The sequence below is a fragment of the Streptomyces sp. NPDC048506 genome (assembly GCF_040651315.1).
Lineage (GTDB): Bacteria > Actinomycetota > Actinomycetes > Streptomycetales > Streptomycetaceae > Streptomyces.
In genome coordinates this window covers 88,690-104,506 of sequence record NZ_JBEZIX010000001.1, presented here as the reverse complement: position 1 = coordinate 104,506, position 15,817 = coordinate 88,690, and the positions used below count along the sequence as shown (strand labels likewise).

Annotated in this window: 13 protein-coding genes, 3 tRNA genes and 2 pseudogenes; 5 read left to right on the top strand and 13 right to left on the bottom strand. The window is 70.3% G+C overall.

The genetic code is table 11. The annotated features are described in order from the left end of the window. Positions 1–6: 6 nt before the first annotated feature. On the bottom strand, positions 7–1,650 hold the full coding sequence (locus AB0C96_RS00415; RefSeq protein WP_362912093.1) for a HAMP domain-containing sensor histidine kinase: 1,644 nt from the start codon (positions 1,648–1,650) through the stop codon (positions 7–9). 3 nt (positions 1,651–1,653) lie between these two features. Further along, positions 1,654–2,355, bottom strand: coding sequence for a response regulator transcription factor (locus AB0C96_RS00410; protein WP_362912431.1), 702 nt, complete (start codon positions 2,353–2,355; stop codon positions 1,654–1,656). A 491-nt stretch (positions 2,356–2,846) separates the two neighbouring features. Here AB0C96_RS00410 and AB0C96_RS00405 point away from each other — a divergent pair, with 491 nt between their 5' ends. Beyond that, entirely contained in the window at positions 2,847–3,461 is a 615-nt protein-coding gene (locus AB0C96_RS00405; protein ID WP_362912091.1) for an NAD(P)H-dependent oxidoreductase, read from the top strand. A 42-nt stretch (positions 3,462–3,503) separates the two neighbouring features. Here AB0C96_RS00405 and AB0C96_RS00400 read toward each other — a convergent pair whose 3' ends face one another. From AB0C96_RS00400 to AB0C96_RS00390, 3 genes are all read right to left on the bottom strand, one after another. Then, entirely contained in the window at positions 3,504–4,388 is an 885-nt protein-coding gene (locus tag AB0C96_RS00400) for an amidohydrolase family protein (RefSeq protein WP_362912089.1), read from the bottom strand. A 94-nt stretch (positions 4,389–4,482) separates the two neighbouring features. Then, a complete protein-coding gene (locus tag AB0C96_RS00395) occupies positions 4,483–5,568 on the bottom strand; it encodes a DUF2797 domain-containing protein (protein WP_362912087.1) in 1,086 nt (361 codons plus the stop codon). Positions 5,569–5,698: 130 nt separating this feature from the next. Next, the gene (locus tag AB0C96_RS00390; RefSeq protein WP_362912085.1) at positions 5,699–6,745 is read right to left on the bottom strand and encodes a helix-turn-helix domain-containing protein; all 1,047 of its coding nucleotides are present in this window, start codon (positions 6,743–6,745) and stop codon (positions 5,699–5,701) included. A 108-nt stretch (positions 6,746–6,853) separates the two neighbouring features. Between AB0C96_RS00390 and AB0C96_RS00385 the strand changes: the two genes are divergently transcribed. Continuing rightward, complete coding sequence (locus AB0C96_RS00385; protein ID WP_362912083.1) at positions 6,854–7,645, top strand: NAD(P)H-dependent oxidoreductase; 792 nt, start codon at positions 6,854–6,856, stop codon at positions 7,643–7,645. A gap of 78 nt (positions 7,646–7,723) precedes the next feature. On the opposite strand, the gene AB0C96_RS00380 is transcribed toward AB0C96_RS00385, so the two are convergent. From AB0C96_RS00380 to AB0C96_RS00365, 4 genes are all read right to left on the bottom strand, one after another. After that, positions 7,724–7,797, bottom strand: a tRNA-Met gene (locus tag AB0C96_RS00380). A 224-nt stretch (positions 7,798–8,021) separates the two neighbouring features. After that, positions 8,022–9,248, bottom strand: coding sequence for a cytochrome P450 (locus AB0C96_RS00375; RefSeq protein ID WP_362912081.1), 1,227 nt, complete (start codon positions 9,246–9,248; stop codon positions 8,022–8,024). Positions 9,249–9,418: 170 nt separating this feature from the next. After that, positions 9,419–10,264 (bottom strand): DUF4097 family beta strand repeat-containing protein, encoded by an 846-nt coding sequence (locus AB0C96_RS00370; protein WP_362912079.1) that lies wholly within the window; start codon positions 10,262–10,264, stop codon positions 9,419–9,421. Positions 10,265–10,347: 83 nt separating this feature from the next. After that, positions 10,348–10,878, bottom strand: a complete 531-nt coding sequence (locus AB0C96_RS00365; protein ID WP_362912077.1) for a hypothetical protein — start codon at positions 10,876–10,878, stop codon at positions 10,348–10,350. A 791-nt stretch (positions 10,879–11,669) separates the two neighbouring features. Between AB0C96_RS00365 and AB0C96_RS00360 the strand changes: the two genes are divergently transcribed. Then, positions 11,670–12,086 carry a hypothetical protein gene (locus tag AB0C96_RS00360; protein WP_362912076.1) on the top strand — a complete coding sequence of 139 codons (417 nt, stop codon included), beginning with the start codon at positions 11,670–11,672 and terminating at the stop codon, positions 12,084–12,086. Positions 12,087–12,255: 169 nt separating this feature from the next. Here the strand turns inward: AB0C96_RS00360 and AB0C96_RS00355 are convergent, their stop codons facing one another. Both AB0C96_RS00355 and AB0C96_RS00350 read right to left on the bottom strand, forming a co-directional pair. Then, entirely contained in the window at positions 12,256–12,453 is a 198-nt protein-coding gene (locus tag AB0C96_RS00355) for a hypothetical protein (protein WP_362912074.1), read from the bottom strand. Between the two features lie 423 nt (positions 12,454–12,876). Further along, complete coding sequence (locus AB0C96_RS00350; protein ID WP_362912072.1) at positions 12,877–13,428, bottom strand: hypothetical protein; 552 nt, start codon at positions 13,426–13,428, stop codon at positions 12,877–12,879. A gap of 48 nt (positions 13,429–13,476) precedes the next feature. On the opposite strand from AB0C96_RS00350, the pseudogene AB0C96_RS00345 reads away from it, so the two are divergent. After that, a pseudogene (locus AB0C96_RS00345) lies at positions 13,477–13,643 on the top strand (site-specific integrase); the annotation flags it as partial. A gap of 78 nt (positions 13,644–13,721) precedes the next feature. Here AB0C96_RS00345 and AB0C96_RS00340 read toward each other — a convergent pair. Next, positions 13,722–13,794: transfer RNA gene (locus AB0C96_RS00340), tRNA-Arg, on the bottom strand. Positions 13,795–14,559: 765 nt separating this feature from the next. Continuing rightward, positions 14,560–14,650 (bottom strand) — tRNA-Ser (locus AB0C96_RS00335). Between the two features lie 732 nt (positions 14,651–15,382). On the opposite strand from AB0C96_RS00335, the pseudogene AB0C96_RS00330 reads away from it, so the two are divergent. After that, a pseudogene (locus tag AB0C96_RS00330) lies at positions 15,383–15,712 on the top strand (SSI family serine proteinase inhibitor); the annotation flags it as partial. Positions 15,713–15,817: the final 105 nt, after the last annotated feature.

Genomic DNA, 15,817 nt, shown 5'->3' with positions numbered 1-15,817 from the left:
CCGCTGTCACGGCTGTGTGCTGAACCTGTGACCGGCCTGTGAGTCGGTGGCGGGGTGCGGGGTGGCGTCGGGGTGCGGGGTGGGGGTCTCCGGGGCCGCCTCCGACGCATCGAGCGTCACCGTGAAGACCGTCCTCCGCCCGGGCACGCTGTCGACCGCTACGGTGCCGCCGTGCGCCGCGACCACCGCCTGCACGATGGCGAGCCCGAGCCCCGTACTGCCGGCGGCCCGCGAGCGCGAGGCGTCGCCCCGTGCGAACCGCTCGAAGACGTGCGGGAGGAGCTCGGCCGGGATACCGGGGCCATCGTCCTGCACCTCCAGCCGTACGGCACCACGGTCACCGGAGCTACCGGGGTGGCCAGGGTTGCCGGGGTGGTCAGGGTTACCCGGGTGGTCAGGGTTACCGCGGCCACCCCGGCGGGCGGGTCCCGTCGTACGCACCCGCGCCGTCACCGTCGTCCCCTCCGGCGTGTGCGTACGGGCATTGGCCAGGAGATTCACCAGGACCTGGTGCAGTCGCTCCGCGTCCCCGTACACCAACGCCGGCTCGTCCGGCAGCTCCAGCCGCCACCGGTGACCGGGCCCGGCCGCCCGCGCATCGCTCACCGCGTCCACCACCAACGGCGAGAGATCAATGCTCTCGTACGAGAGCGGGCGTCCGGAATCGAGCCGGGCGAGCAGCAACAGGTCCTCCACCAGCCCCGTCATCCGCTCCGCCTCCGCCTCGATCCGCCCCAGGGCGTGCCGGGTCTCCGGACCCGGCTGCTCCCGGCCGCGCCGGGTCAGCTCGGCATAGCCCCGGATCGACGCCAGAGGCGTACGCAGCTCATGGCTGGCGTCGGCGACGAACCGCCGCACCCGCGTCTCGCTCTCCTGGCGCGCCGACAGCGCCGACCCGACATGCCCCAGCATCCGGTTCAGCGCCGCCCCGACCTGCCCCACCTCCGTATGCACATCGGCCTCGGCCACCGGCACCCGCAGGTGCAGTGCCACCTCGCCCTGGTGGAGCGGGAGTTCGGAGACCCTGGTGGCCGTGGCGGCAACCTGGCGCAGCGGGCGCAGGGCGATCCCGACCATGCTGGACCCGGCGATTCCGGCCGCGATCAGACCGGCCACGGTCAGACACGCCTCGATGACCACCAGCCTGCCGACCGTGTTCTGGACGTCGTCGAGCCGCAGGCCCATCACCAGCGAACCGTCCTTGGCGGACTGCACGCGGTAGTCGCCGAGCCCGGGCAGCTCCGTACTGTGTGGGCGACCGTCCCGCGGCACCGCGTCCAGCGCCGCGACCTGCGCACCGGTCAACGCCGTCAACCGCTCCAAGGGCAGCCGATTGAGGGAGTTGCTCAGCTTCGCCCCTTCGTCGATCGTGCCGCCCGGCCCGATCCGTGCCCCGACCGTCCCCAGGGGCTGACCGCCCATGGCCACGAACTCCAGCCCCTCACCGCGGAACGGGCCCTCGTGCGGCCGTGGCATCTGCGCCCAGTCGACGGACTGGCCCAGCCGCCGGTCCAACTGCCCCTGCATGTACGAATGCAGCGCAATCGTCGCCACGGCCCCGATGACGGCCCCCACGACGGCGATCAGCGCCACGGCCGACACCACGAGCCGCCTCCGCAGCGTCCAGCGACGGCGGGGTTTGGTGGTCACCGCCTACCCACCCGGCTTGATCAGGTAGCCCGCCCCCCGACGGGTATGGATCATCGGCGCCCGCCCCGCATCGATCTTCCGCCGCAGATACGAGATGTACAGCTCCACGACGTTCGCCTGGCCGCCGAAGTCATAGCTCCAGACCCGGTCGAGGATCTGCGTCTTGCTCAGCACCCGCCGCGGATTACGCATCAGATAGCGCAGCAGCTCGAACTCGGTGGCCGTCAGATGAATCTCCTGGCCGTCCCGCCACACCTCATGGCTGTCCTCGTCGAGCACCAGATCGCCCACCGTCAGCCGCGACTCGCTCCGTGCGGCCGCCGCCCCGGCCCGGCGCAGCAGCCCCCGCAACCTGGCAACCACCTCCTCCAGGCTGAACGGCTTGGTGACGTAGTCGTCGCCCCCCGCCGTCAGCCCGGCGATCCGGTCCTCGACCGCGTCCTTGGCGGTCAGGAACAGCACCGGCACATCCGGCTGCTCACGCCGCAGTCGCCCGAGCACCGTCAGCCCGTCCATGTCCGGGAGCATGACGTCCAGCAGCACCGCATCCGGCCGCCAGCTACGGGCACACCGCAGCGCGCCCGCGCCGTCCCCCTCCGAGCGGATGTCCCAGCCCTCGTATCGCAGCGCGAGCGACAGCAGATCGGCGAGCGAGGACTCGTCGTCCACGACCAGCACCCGCACGGGGCTGCCGTCGGGCCGCAGCAGCTGCTCCGGCTGCCTCACCGGCGCGCCCCTGGAGGACGAGGCCGAATCCGACGCACGAAAGGATGCTGAGGACGACGAAGTCACGGTCATGCGCGGAGCCTGGCTCGCCCCCGTGAAAGCTCTCTTTCGTCTTTCTGTGAATCTCCTGAGAATTCCCCGTGATTCCCGCTGCCTCCCCCTCTGGCTCCCCGAGCCCCCTCAGCTCCTCGGTCCCCCTCTGACTCCCGAGCCCCCTCGGTCCTTGACTCCCCCTCCGGCTCCTGAACCCCCTCTGGCCCCCGAGAATCCCCCCTCGCTCTCCGCCCGCTTCCGCCCACGATCGACCTGGGCCGCCCCCCGCGCGGTCCAGGTCGATCACAACTCCTCAAGCATGGCACCCACCACTGACAATCGCCCTGACCTGCACTTCTGCCCCCAAGAGCCCTCGGCCTCCCCGCAACCTCCCCTCCCCCTCCCCCGTACCGTCACCCCACCCGTACCGTCATCCCATGAGACTCCTCGCCCTCTCCGGCAGTCTGCGGGCCCGGTCCTCCAACGGTGCGGTGCTCCGTTCCGCCCTCTCCCTCTGGGACGGGCCGGCCGGCACCGCGGACATCGGTGCGCTCCCCCACTTCAACCCCGACCTGGACGGTGCGGACGCCACGCCCCCCGCCCCGGTCGCCGCCCTGCGTACGGCCGTTGCGGCGGCCGATGCGCTGCTCCTCGTCAGCCCCGAGTACGCGCACGGCGTTCCCGGCGTCCTCAAGAACGCACTCGACTGGTTGGTCAGCAGCGGCGAATGCGTCGACAAGCCGGTTGCGGTGATCACCGCCTCCCCGTTCCCCACCGGCGGCGACCACGCCAACGCCCAGCTCCGCGAGACCCTGCACATGATGACCGGCGACGTCGTCACGGCCGCCTGCCTCGAAATCCCCGCCATCGGCCCGAAGATCGACCCCACCACGGAACGCGTCAAGGACGAACCGACCCTCGCCGACCTGCGCGCGGCCATGGCTCACTTGGACACAGCCGCAGCCGCAACCGCAGCAGCAGCCGTCACTGCGGCCCCCGCCCCGACCATCTCCGAAGCCCCTGAAGCCCCTGAGGCCTCAGAGACCCGGTAGGTCCGGGCGGTCCAGCGACCGCGTCACACCCTCACCCCGAACTCACCCTGAACTCACCCCGAACAACCGCGCCGCGTTCCCGTAACAGACGCCCCGCAGCCACTCCTCCCCCATCCCCAACCCCGCCAGCACCTCCAGCGCATGGGCGTAGCCATAGGGGATGTTGGGGAAGTCACTGCCGAACAACACCCGGTCGCCGAGGTCCGCGAGCCGGCCGCGCTCCGCCCGCGGGAACGGCGCGGCACGCTCGACGAAGTCCGTGAAGGCCATCGTCGTATCGAGGTGCACACCTGGATAGCGCTGGGCGAGGTCCAGGAAGTCGGCGTACTCCGGCGTGCCCATGTGCGCGACGATCAGCCGCAGTCGGGGGTGTCGGGCCAGCACCCGTGCGATGGGCTCGGGCCCGGTGTGCTTCCCGGGCACGGGCCCCGACCCGCAGTGGGCGACCACCGGCACACCAGCCTCCGCGAGGGCACCCCACACCGGTTCGAGCAGCACATCGGCCGGGTCATAGGCACCCACCTGCATATGCGCCTTGAACACCCGTGCTCCGCCGGCCAGTTCGTCCCGTACGTACGCCGCCGCCCCGTCCTCCGGGTAGAAGGTCGCGGTCCGCAGACAGTCCGGCGTACGGGCCGCGAAGTCGGCCGCCCAGCCGTTCAGCCACTGCGCCATCCCCGGCTTGTGCGGATAGATCATCGACGTGAACGCCCGCACGCCGAAGCCGCGCAGGACCGCCAGCCGCTCGTCCTCCTCGAAGCGGTACGCGATCGGCCACACCCGGCCCACCAGCGGCCCGGCCGCGTCGAAGTACGCCCAGACCTTCGCCATCACCCGCTCGGGCATGAAGTGCGTGTGCACATCGATCAACCCGGGGAGCCCCAACTCCCGCCAGAACGCCTCGACCTGCGCATCACCTTCCGCCACCCCGGGCCCTCCCCCTCACCATGGATCCGATCACCCGCAGGCCACGCCGGCCGGACAGCCACCTGCCCACAGCATCAAACGCCCCCGCATCACCTCAGAACAACCCCTCCTGCCGCCCTTCCTCGCCCCCGCCCTGGAGGAAGCCGGCGGCCGCCGCCCGCACCGGAACCGTCGTCGTCCGCCCCGACGCCGCCCCCAGCACCCACCCCGACAACATCCGCGCATCCAGCACCGCAACCACCCCGCCGGCAGCCCCCGCCACCCCCGTCCCGGCCCTTCGCCCGGCAGCCCCCGCCGCCCCGGCCCCGGCCCTCCATCCGGCCGCCCCCTCTTCTCCCTCGGCCGCGTAGCGCTCTTCCCCACCCGCGTCCGCCGCCCCGGCGAGCCGGAGATACACGTCCGCCCCCACTCCGGTCAGCACCTCCCCCACGATCTCCGCGCCCGCCGTCATCCCGCCCAGTTCGGCCACCTCGCCCGGAATGCGGTCGAGCCCGAACAGCTCCGTATGGTCCGTACAGGCGAACTCCACCGGCTCCAATGTCTCCGGCCAGCCCGCCAACCTCCGTGCCTCGGCGTGCAGTTGGGCGAGCTCGGCGACCCGCTTCGGCACCGGCGGCAGCGCCCCGCGGGCCGCCCGCTTCGCCGCCTTCGCGAACCGATCGGGCACCGCCAGCGCACTCCCCAGCAGCGCCTCCGCCCGCCGCGCCGCCATCAAGGGCCCCCGCCCCAGCCACGCGTACGCCACCGCCCCCTGCTCCACGAGACGCGCCGGCCCACGCGCGACGGCCGTGATCCCCACCTTGAGCAGACCGGGCCCGAAGTACGCGAGGTAGACGCCGTACGGGCGGGGGTCGTCGGCCATCGTGTCGGCAGCCACCGAACGCGACCGATCCAGCTGGGCGCAGCGCGCGCACTGGTCCTTGGCACTCGCCCCGTCGAGCACCGCCGCATACGGACACGCGATCCACCGGCCGGCCCGCCACACGCCCAGGCAACGCCGCTCCCCCTGCGCCGCGAACGCCAGCCGCTTGCCCGGGGGCAGCATGCTGACCCGCTCCTCACGGCGCTCGGCGCAGTACCAGCCGAGTCGCTGCCCGAACCGCTGCTCCGGCCCCGGCACCGACTTCGCCCCTGCTCCGGACCCGCTGCCCGACCAGCGCGGCCCCGTACATCGCCACACATCGCCAGCGTACGACCACCCACTGACAACGCCCCGGCCGAGCGCCCGTCCCAGCCGACAGCGCCTCACCCAACGCCACCACGCTCCCCCCTCAGGCCACCACCTCAGGCCACCACCTCAGGCCGCCGCCTCAGGCCACCACCTCACCCCCGGCGCTCTCCCGCCCGTCCCCAACGCCCCGGAACGTGCTCCGATAGGCCCGCGGCGACACCCCCAGCGTCGTCTGGAGATGCGCCCGCAACGAGGCCGCCGTCCCGAAGCCCGCCTCCGCCGCGACCCGGTCCACCGTCAGCTCCGTCTCCTCCAGCAACTGCCGGGCACGTTCGATCCGTTGCTGGGTCAACCACTGCAACGGCGACACCCCGACCTCCTCCCGGAACCGCCGGGTGAAGGTCCGTACGCTCATCGACTCCCGCGCCGCCAGCTCCCGCAGGGTCAGCGGCCGGTCCAGGTGTTCCAGCGCCCAGGCCCGCGCGGTCCCCGTGGAGGACACCTGGGGCTCCGGCATCGGCCGCCGGATGTACTGCGCCTGCCCGCCCTCCCGGTGCGGCGGCACGACGGTCCTCCGGGCCACGTCATTGGCGACGGCCGCCCCGTAGTCGCACCGGACCATGTGCAGACACAGGTCGATGCCGGACGCGACCCCGGCCGCCGTCAGCACGTCCCCCTCGTCCGTGTACAGCACGTCCGCGTCCAGCTCGACCGTCGGGAACAGCCGTCGGAAGTCGTCCACCGACCGCCAGTGCGTGGTGGCCCGCCGCCCCTCCAGCAGCCCGGCCGCGGCCAGCACGAACGCTCCGGTGCAGATCGACGCGATCCGCGCCCCCGGCCGGATCCGCCCCAGCGCCTCGGCCATCCCCGCGCCCAGCCGCCCGGCGCACCGCTCCTCCCCCAGGGCGTAGTCGCTGCCCGACGCCGGCACGACCACGGTGTCGGCCTCCTCCAGCGCCTCCGGTCCGTGCGCCACATTCACCGTGAAATCGGTATCCGTACGCACCTCACCGGGCTCCAGTGCGCAGGTCACCAGCTCGTACAGCCGCTCCCCGCTCGCCGACCTGGCCTCCCCGAAGATCCGGTGCACGATGCCCACCTCGATCGGCAGCATCCCGTCCCGCACCAGCACCGCCACCCGATGCCGCCGCCCCGGCCCCCCGGAAGCCCACACAGCCCCAGCCACGCCAATCACTCCTCCCTCTCTCCTCCCCCTCCTCATGGCCCGATCCTTGCACATCATGACCATCCGGCCACTCGTCCGCGTCCCCGCCCACCCCGGACAGTGGACTCCATGAAGGTCCTCTGGCTGTTCGCCCACCCCGACCAGCGCTCCTTGAGCGGCGCCCTCATGTCCCATGGACTGCGCACCCTCGAAGCCCACGGCCACCAGCACCGCGTCTCCGACCTCTACGCCATGAAGTGGAACCCGGTGGTCGACGCCGCCGACTACGACCACGACCCGACCGACCGCTTCCTCGTGGGCCCAACCTCCGAACGCGCCTATACGGAAGGCCACTTGAGCCCCGACATCGTCTCCGAACAGGAGAAGGTCACCTGGGCGGACACCCTGATCATCCAGTTCCCCCTGTGGTGGTACGGAATGCCGGCCATCCTCAAAGGCTGGTTCGACCGCGTCTTCGTCCGGGGCTTCGCCTTCGGCCTCACCGACCCCGCCACCGGACGCCTCCGGCGCTACGGCGACGGCAGACTGGTCGGCAAGCGCGCCATGGTCATCACCACCGCCGGCGCCCGCGCCTCGACCCTCGGCCCGCGGGGCGTCAACGGCGACCTCAACGACCTCCTCTTCCCTCTCCAGCACGGCACTCTCTGGTACACCGGGATCTCCGTCGTCCCGCCCCTCCTCATCCCGGCTGCGGACCGCACCACCCCCACCGCCTACGAAACCGCCACCGCCCGCCTGGGCGACCGCCTCCGCACCCTCCCCACCACCGCCCCGCTCGCCTTCCGCCACCAGAACACCGGCGACTACGACGACGACCTGCTCCTCCACCCACACCTCCCCCCGGCCCCCACCGGCCCCGCCGCCCACTACGCCTCGCAGCCACCCCCCGTCCACGACTGACCACCCCGACGAGCCGCCCACACAACGCAAAAAGCCGTAGGCCCAGCGGACATCAGTCCACTGGGCCTACGGCATCAGTAGCGGGGACAGGATTTGAACCTGCGACCTCTGGGTTATGAGCCCAGCGAGCTACCGAGCTGCTCCACCCCGCGTCGGTTTCCCCAACACTACGCGAATCCCACCCCCACGCCTAATCGTTTCTCCCGCCCCCCTCACCTCACCCCCTCTCCTCACCCCCCGCGCACCACCCCCGCGCACCACTCACCACCCCGCCGATCCCACCACCCCCACCATCCCCGCCACCCCACAATCAGGACAAAACCCCCTCCCAAAGATCCCGAAGGGGGCTTCGCCCCAACGCTTCACCCCAACCCTTCTACCGGGCCGTTTCCGTCCAGGTGACCGGCAGTTCGTGGACGCCGTAGATGTTCATGTCGGTCCTGAGCCTCACCTCGCCGGCGGGGACGGCGAGCTCGAGGGTCGGGAAGCGACTCAGCAGTCCGGCGAAACCGGCGCGCATCTCGATGCGGGCCAGTTGCTGGCCGAGGCACTGGTGGATGCCGTGACCGAAGGACAGGTGACCGCGGGCCTTGCGGTGGACGTCCAGGGTGTCGGGGTCGTCGAAGCGCCGGGGGTCGTGGTTGGCGGCCAGCAGCGCGACGACGACGGTCGATCCCTTGCCGATCGTTCGACCGCCGAGTTCGAGGTCCTCGGTGGCGTAGCGGTAGAAGATGTCGCCGACGGACAGGTAGCGCATGAGTTCCTCGACGGCATCGGGCAGCAGGTCCGGGTTGGCGCGCAGTTCGGCCAGCTGCTCGGGGTGCACAAGGAGCGCGAAGGTGCCCAGTGCCAGCATGTTGGCGGTGGTCTCATGGCCCGCGAGCAGCAGCAGGAAGGCGATGCCGGTCAGCTCCTCGATGGTGAGGTCGTCATCGCAGGCCAGGTCGGACAGGATGTCCTCGCCGGGCGCGGCGCGTTTGCGTGTGACCAGTTCGGCGAGGTACGCGGTCATGGCGCCGTACGCGGCCATCTTCTCGTCGAGCGACACGTCCTTGAGCATGAACTTGGCGGAGTTGGTCTGGAAGTTCTCCCGCTCCTCGTAGGGGACGCCGAGCAGCTCGCAGATCACCAGCGAGGGCACCGGCAGCGCGAACTCCTTGACCAGGTCGACCGGCGGGGCGAGGCGCGCCATCTCGTCCAGTTGTCGCTCGACGATGTCGGTGATGTGCTCTTCGAGCATCTTCATGCGCTTGACGGTGAAGGCGCCGGTGAGCTTGCGCCGCAGCCGGGTGTGGTCCGGCGGGTCCATGGCGACGAACAAGCCCGGCACCTGCGGGGACGGTTCGGTCATGGCGGGCATGCCGGGGGTCTCGTACGGCAGGTGGAGAACGCCGATGTCCTGGCGGGAGCTGAACCGGGTGTCGGCCAGGAGCCGGCGGACCTCGTCGTAGCCGGTGACGAGCCAGCCCTCGTGACCGTCGGGGAAGACCAGGGGGCTGACCGGGCGGGCCTCGCGCAGCCGGGTCATCCGGCTGGGCGGGTCGAAGGGGCTCGTATCGCGCTCCATCGGGAGGCCGTGCGGGACGGGAACCGTTTCACTCATCGGGTTTCCTTTCGTAACGGTTCTTGCGGCCGGACGGCGGCGGGTGACTACGGACCGCGCCGCCTGGACGTGGGCATGACAGAGAAGGCCATGGGGCCATCCCGTTCGAAGGGGGAAATGAAATAGCAGGAGAATGAGGAGAGTTGAAGATAGTGCGGGCGCGGGGGGGCTCAGGGCTTGGCGCGGAGCACGTCGATGTTGCCGAACCGGGTGTGGGCGCGGACCTCGACGGTGTCCTCGGCCTGCTCCGGGGAATCGGACGCGGTGAGCATGTTGCGCACCTGCCCGGAGCGCGAGCTGACGTCGAGCCAGGCGGCCGTGCCCTCGCGGATACCGACCTCGATGGGCCCGTAGTTGGTCTCCAACTGGACGGTGCCGCGGGCCACTTCGGCCACGCGTATGGTGCCGTGCGCGGTGGTCGCGGTGACCGAGCCCTCGGCGCGCACGATGTCGATGTCGCCGTTGGCGTTCCTCACCTGCAACTCCCCGGTCGCGGCGGCGACGGTCGTGGTGCCGTGCGAGTTCTTCAGGGTCGCGGGTCCGTCGATGCGGCCGACGCGCAGGCTGCCGGTGCTGGTGGTGATCTCGGCCGTGCCCTCGACCCGGTCCACGGTGATCGAGCCGTGTGACGCGGTCAGATGCAGCGGTCCGGTCGCGTCCAGGCGCACATCGCCCGCGGAGGTCTTCACGCGGACCTCGCCGAGCCGGCCCTCGCCGAGCACCTGGGCCCAGGCACCGGTCATGTCGACGCGCGAGCCCGTGGGCAGTTCGACCGTCACATCGACGGTGCCGGGGCGGCGAAGCGTATTGCGCATGCGGGGGGTCCGGACGGTCAGGGTGCCGCTTGCGTACGTGACCTCGGTCTGCTCGGCCGACCGCACGTCCCGCTCCGACTTCGGGTCGCGGGGCCGCACCTCGACGACCGTGTCGAGACGGTCGCCCGCGGTGAACTGGATGGATCCGGCCTCCACGTGCACGGTGGTGGAGATCGGCTCGGGAGTGTCGAAAGAAGGCATGGCTGTCCCGTCCTCTTGGGTCTCATGGTCGTCCCCGCCGACGGGGACGTGGTGTGGGTGAAGTGGGGCAGGCTCGGGCGCGGCTAGCGCACCCAGCCCGTGAAGTTCTGTCCGACGGTGTGGGCCTTCCCCGTCGTACGCGGCCGCGGGCCGCCGCCGACCGCGGCCGACACGGCGCGCACCAGCCACGCGTTGACCGACAGGCCCTCGCGGTTCGCGGCCTCCTCGGCGCGCGCCTTGAGGTGGGCCGGCAGTCGCAGATTGACGCGGGCGGTGCCACCGTCGTCGCCGTCCGCGGGAAGCGGCACCGCGAGCGGCACTGCGAGCGGTTCAGCGGGTCCGGCAGTCGCTTCCCGGTGGCCGCGGTCACCGGACGGCAGCGTCACCACGAAGTCGGGGTCCATCCCGCGCAGCCGTACGTCGACCGAGCCGGGGGCGAGCTCGCGGGTGATCTCGCCCATCGCGGCGGAGAGCACATCGAGCATGGTCAGGCGGGTCGCCGACTCCAAAGGAGCAGTGAGCCGCTCCACCAGCTCTCGGGCGTCTTCCCCGCCGGCCTCGGCGGCCACCGCGAGTTCGCGACGCAGGGTGTCGACGTACGGAGTGAGGTCCATGACGTCATCATGGCACCACCATGGCACCACAGGCAAGCCCAGGTGGCGCCTCACGCCGGGCGCACTTAAGGGCGACCGCCCTGAGCTGGCAAAAGACGAAGGGGCCAACCCGCTTCACCACAGCGCCATCCACGCCCATTTACCCTCGGGGACGCGCAATGGCACCGGGCAGCACCGGGCGGCGCCAGACGACACCAGATGGCACCAAGCCGCACCACCGGACACCATCCGATGCCACCCGACGGCATGTGACGCCATCCGACACCATGTGACGCCGTTCAGCGCCATGCGATGTCGCAAGAGGGCGGCCCGCCGGGACCTCACAGCCTTCCGCCGCCTCGCAGCCTTCCGCCCTTCAAGATCGAAGAACGCGACCGACTCGACTCCAGAGAACGCCAGAAGCCCGTTCGATCTCGAACGGGCTTCTGGTCAGCGTTGCCGTCAAGTGATCAGCGCCTTCGCTACCATCCCCGTCACCATGCTCCCGGCCCCGGATTGCCCACCGGACCGCCTCCGCACACTTGAGGGGCCTCGACCTGCTGTCGCCCAATTGCCTTACGGCATAGCGGTGTTGCCCTACTACTACTGGCCGCAAGATTTCGTCGCCGTGCTGGTCGTCGCCGTTCTGGTCTTCGCGCCGCCAGTAGTCCTCGATCACGGCCACCGGACGGACCACCGCCCCCGGCCACGTAACGGAAACCGGCGTCCGCGTTGACAGCTCTCACATCCGATGAGGGTCCGGCAACAGAGGCCAAGATGCGATGCGATTCGGTTGGCATAGCCTCTTGACCATGCGCCTAGACCAGATCGGAACGTGGCTCCAGGAACACGGTGCGGCCCCGCAGCCCGTGCTCCTGTCTGCCCAGTTCGATGCGTACCTCAGCGCGCTCCCGTGGACAGGCAGCGGGATCGACTGGCGAACCCTGCCGCACCGCTCACTCGCCCTGAACGGCGTCTCGGATGACGAGGTCGTGACATGGGCTCGGCAGACGCCCCTGGCCTCGCACACCCATGTCCTCGTCATGGACTCGGCTACAGAGCCGGGAGTGCTGTGCCGCTTCGAGGACGCCATGCGGGACTTCGAGCTGCTGTCCAACCGGCCCGAGCTGTACATGTGCGGCGCCGATCTGGTGAATGGCGCCGTGCAGCCGGCCTTCCACCGCTTCATCGAGCGGCGCTCGTTCATGACGCTCAACGCCCGGGTCTGAGATCGGCTGCGCCTGGCCGCAGATCGACCACCGCCTTACAAGTTCGATCAGAATTCCCGAACGACGGTTCCGCAAGGAGCCCTCGATGCCGCCCTGGACCACCGAGGGCTACCGCGGTTCGCCAGTGTTGATGTCAGCCGTGGATGTCACTTCCCAGCCGAACGCATACTCAGGGACGGCAGTATGCAGAGCGGTCAACGCCGGGTGCGGGCTCGCTGGTCAACGCCATATAGCGAGGGTCGGTGGGGTCGCCGACTTCCATGAGGGTGAACAGATCCACGTCGTGCCGGGCGAAACGGTGAAGGTACTGCAGGAACAACTCCAGTTCCTCACTGGACAGCGGCTCATCGTGTCTCTCATTGCGCACGGCCTCACGATACGTCTGGCGCCCCTCAGCCGACCCCCTCGTTGCGAACTACCGGCGGGACGGTTGCTGAGGTCTGTTCGGCTGGTCGTCAGCGGCCCCGTGGACGTCGGCGATCGACTGCGGTCACCGCGGTTGCTGCACTTCGCTGCTGTACAGCTCGATCCTCCCGCCACCAGAGGAGATCGGGTCGTGCCCGCTACAGTCCACGCAGCGCTTCATATAGATCGTCATAGGCACTCCAGCAGTCAATCGATCCGTCATCGTTCAGGCTGCCCATGTACCAGTCGTTGTCATGGACGGGCTTCACGAGACACAAGCTGTGAAACCGCAGCACGATCTCGGGACGCACAACCTCGGTGGTTGTCAGCGTTGGTCGTCATCGTGCACCCCCGCACAGCCCAGTGACGGCCGGGCGCCCCTCGGTCACACCTGGGCAGGCGGCGGTGTCGAGACTCCTTCCATCAAGGCTCGCACCGCAGATGCGAAGGCTCGCTGGGCCTGTTGGCGCGCGTCTGAGTGGTCGGAGATGGCCGAGAGTGGCCCGCCCGGATGTCGCTCCGCAGCCCTCATCTCGCGCTGAAGGGCGTGTGGCACCCGGTCCGCCAACGCCGCGATGTCCTCCGGGCCGAGGATGTTGACCAACGCAAGCATCGGCCACAGTTCCGCAAGATGCGCCCTGGCTTCCGCTCGAACCCGCTCGAATACAGCGGGATCGCCGGCGTCTGCTCGACACATCGCCAAGCTGGAGTCGGCCGTTCGCACCGCCTGGGTTATGAACTCGGAGTACGCAGCCTTCCGCTCTTCTCTGCGGCTCTCCTTCAGCTGCTCAGCACGCTCCTCAGCCGCTAAGGCAGCCTGTTGGCCAAGCTGTCGTCGTTGCGCGCGAAGAGTGATCCAGCCAGTGAGCGCCGATGCCACCAACGTGGACGCCGCCGTAACCGCCGCGACCATAGTCGGGCTGTTGAGTAAGGACACGGCGCCAGTCTGGCGAAGGCTCTGCCGAAGGCGAAGGCCGACGGAGCGGCCCGGCTCCTGGTCACCCTGAAGGTCCACCCCAAGGTGGCTCACCGCATCCTGCGGCACTCGCAGATCGCGATGACGATGGAGCTCTACGCCGAGGCGAGGCGAGCGAGGAAGAGGTGCGCTCGGCCCTGGGCCAGCTCTCCGAGGCGATGAGCGGCACCGGCTGACCCGGATGCTGTGCTTCGCTGCTGTACGGCACGACGAAGCCCCCTCCGGGAGATCCCGGAGGGGGCTTCGACCTGCGGTGCGCTCGGCAGGATTCGAACCTGCAACCTTCTGATCCGTAGTCAGATGCTCTATCCGTTAAGCTACGAGCGCTTGGCTTTCCGGCGGTTTTTCTTGCCGGTCGGCGTTGCGGGAACAACATTACATGACCTGCGCCGTGAGGCGAAATCCATTCCCCATAGCGGCTCTGACCTGCGGAAATGCGGTTGAGGTGAGGGCGGGGGGTCGTTCGGGCCAGGGGGCGGCCTCGACGATCTGGACGAAGTTCGGGCGGGTGTAGTCGTCTTCGAGGCGGGCCGGGGCGTCGGCCGTCGCGTTGCACGTTGCCGGGTGTGGTCTGGGGGCGTCGGCCGGGAACGGTGCGGGGGCTCCGGACGGTGCGGACCTGTCGGTGGGGCGCCCTGTGGATCTTCCTGGGGGTGCTTGCGCCGGGAGGCCTCCTCGAAGATTCCCTGGAGGCACTTGCCGGGCCTTCCTTCCCAAGCCCGAGCCCAAGCCCGAGCCCGAGCCCGAGCCCGAGCCCTGTGGGCGCTGGCGCTACCGGGCGTCGGGCGGGACTCGAAGATCGGGAATCGCCGGATCGTTGAATTGCCGGATCACTGAATCACTGAATCGCTGAATGGCAGGGTCCCGGGAGGAGCCAGAGATCCCGGGAGGTGCCAGGAGGCGCCAGGGGTCTCAGGAGGAGCCAAGGGGGGCCCGGGAGGAGTCGCCTCGATCGAGAGCTTGTGCGGCGGGGAGTCCGGGGGCCGGGGAGCCGGGGAGATCGTCTGCGGCGAGGGGCCGGAGGGCGTCCGGGGAGTGTCCGGGAAGCGTTCAGGCCCCGGCCGGGAGGACCGGGGCCTGAACGAAAGGGAGCGGAGGCGGAGGGATTTGAACCCTCGATGGGGGGTAAGCCCCAAACCGCATTAGCAGTGCGGCGCCATAGACCGGACTAGGCGACGCCTCCACGCACCCCACGCGCGCATGCACGCTGTGGTGTGTCCAGATGATGGCACAGCTACAAGGGCTGGTACCAATCGCCCCCTACGGTACTAGGCGTGCGGCCCACCCGGCAAAGACGTTCCTGCGGCGCAACGTCGGGGGCGGCGGCGCGTTAGGAGTGTGGGGCCGTGGCGACCTTCGTGTCGTGCGCCCCCGGCGCGTACGTACCGCGTACCGCCCCGCACTCGCCTCTCTGGAGTCTGTGATGCCGCACCTCCCGACGCCCCGCCGGACCTCGCACCTCGTCGTCGCCACCGCCGCTGCCGCCGCCGCGCTGGCCGCCCTGGCGGCGCCCGTCGCATCGGCCGCCCCGATTCCGCTGCCGCACCGCGCGTCCGAGGGCGGGGTGACCGGCGCGGGCCACCACGGACGCGTCGGCCAGCCGATGCCCGCCCGCCATGGCGTGGGCGGCGGCGGCGACCACGGCACGCGTGCCACGCCCGACGCCCCGGGCAGGAAGGGGAAGGGCGAGAGGAAGGGGAAGGGTGAGGGGATGAGTGAGGGGAAGGGGATGGGCGAGGGCAGTGTCGGGAGTGTGGGGGGTCAGGGGAGCGTGGGGGATGGGGATGGTTTGATCGGTGATGTCCTTGCGGGGATCCATCACGACGTGCTCTACCCGCTCGTGCCCGTCCACCACGACGTGCTCTACCCGCAGGCCCCCACGCACCACGACATGCTCTACCGGCGCGCCCCCGTCGACCACCTCACCGTCACCGTCCGGCAGTCCGGCGCGGAGCGCACCGACGGCACCTTCGAGCTGTACTGCCACCCCGGCAGCGGCAGCACCCACCACGACGCGCGGCGCGCCTGCGACAAGCTGGACCACATGACGAAGTGGGGCAAAGACCCGTTCGCCCCCGTACCGCAGCGCGCGCAGTGCACGATGATGTACGGCGGCCCGGCCACGGCACATGTGACCGGGACGTGGGCGGGGCGGCCCGTCAGTGCCGACTTCAAGCGGACCAACGGGTGTGAGATCAGCCGCTGGAACGAGTTCGAACCCCTGCTCCCACGGACCAGTTCGTGACCCGTTTCGTGCGGCAGTAGCGCGCCAGGTCAGGACGAGGGGCACATGTCGGGCGTGCGGTGAGTCGCACCCGGCCACGGCATTACCCCGTCGTCATCCGCCTCC

What these genes read in the sequence shown, in the direction of transcription:
- AB0C96_RS00385 (WP_362912083.1), top strand. Translation starts at nt 6,854, where the DNA reads ATGAAGGTCCTCTGGCTGTTCGCCCACCCCGACCAGCGCTCCTTGAGC.
- AB0C96_RS00375 (WP_362912081.1), bottom strand. Translation starts at nt 9,248, where the DNA reads ATGAGTGAAACGGTTCCCGTCCCGCACGGCCTCCCGATGGAGCGCGAT.
- AB0C96_RS00365 (WP_362912077.1), bottom strand. Translation starts at nt 10,878, where the DNA reads ATGGACCTCACTCCGTACGTCGACACCCTGCGTCGCGAACTCGCGGTG.
- AB0C96_RS00370 (WP_362912079.1), bottom strand. Translation starts at nt 10,264, where the DNA reads ATGCCTTCTTTCGACACTCCCGAGCCGATCTCCACCACCGTGCACGTG.
- AB0C96_RS00360 (WP_362912076.1), top strand. Translation starts at nt 11,670, where the DNA reads ATGCGCCTAGACCAGATCGGAACGTGGCTCCAGGAACACGGTGCGGCC.
- AB0C96_RS00405 (WP_362912091.1), top strand. Translation starts at nt 2,847, where the DNA reads ATGAGACTCCTCGCCCTCTCCGGCAGTCTGCGGGCCCGGTCCTCCAAC.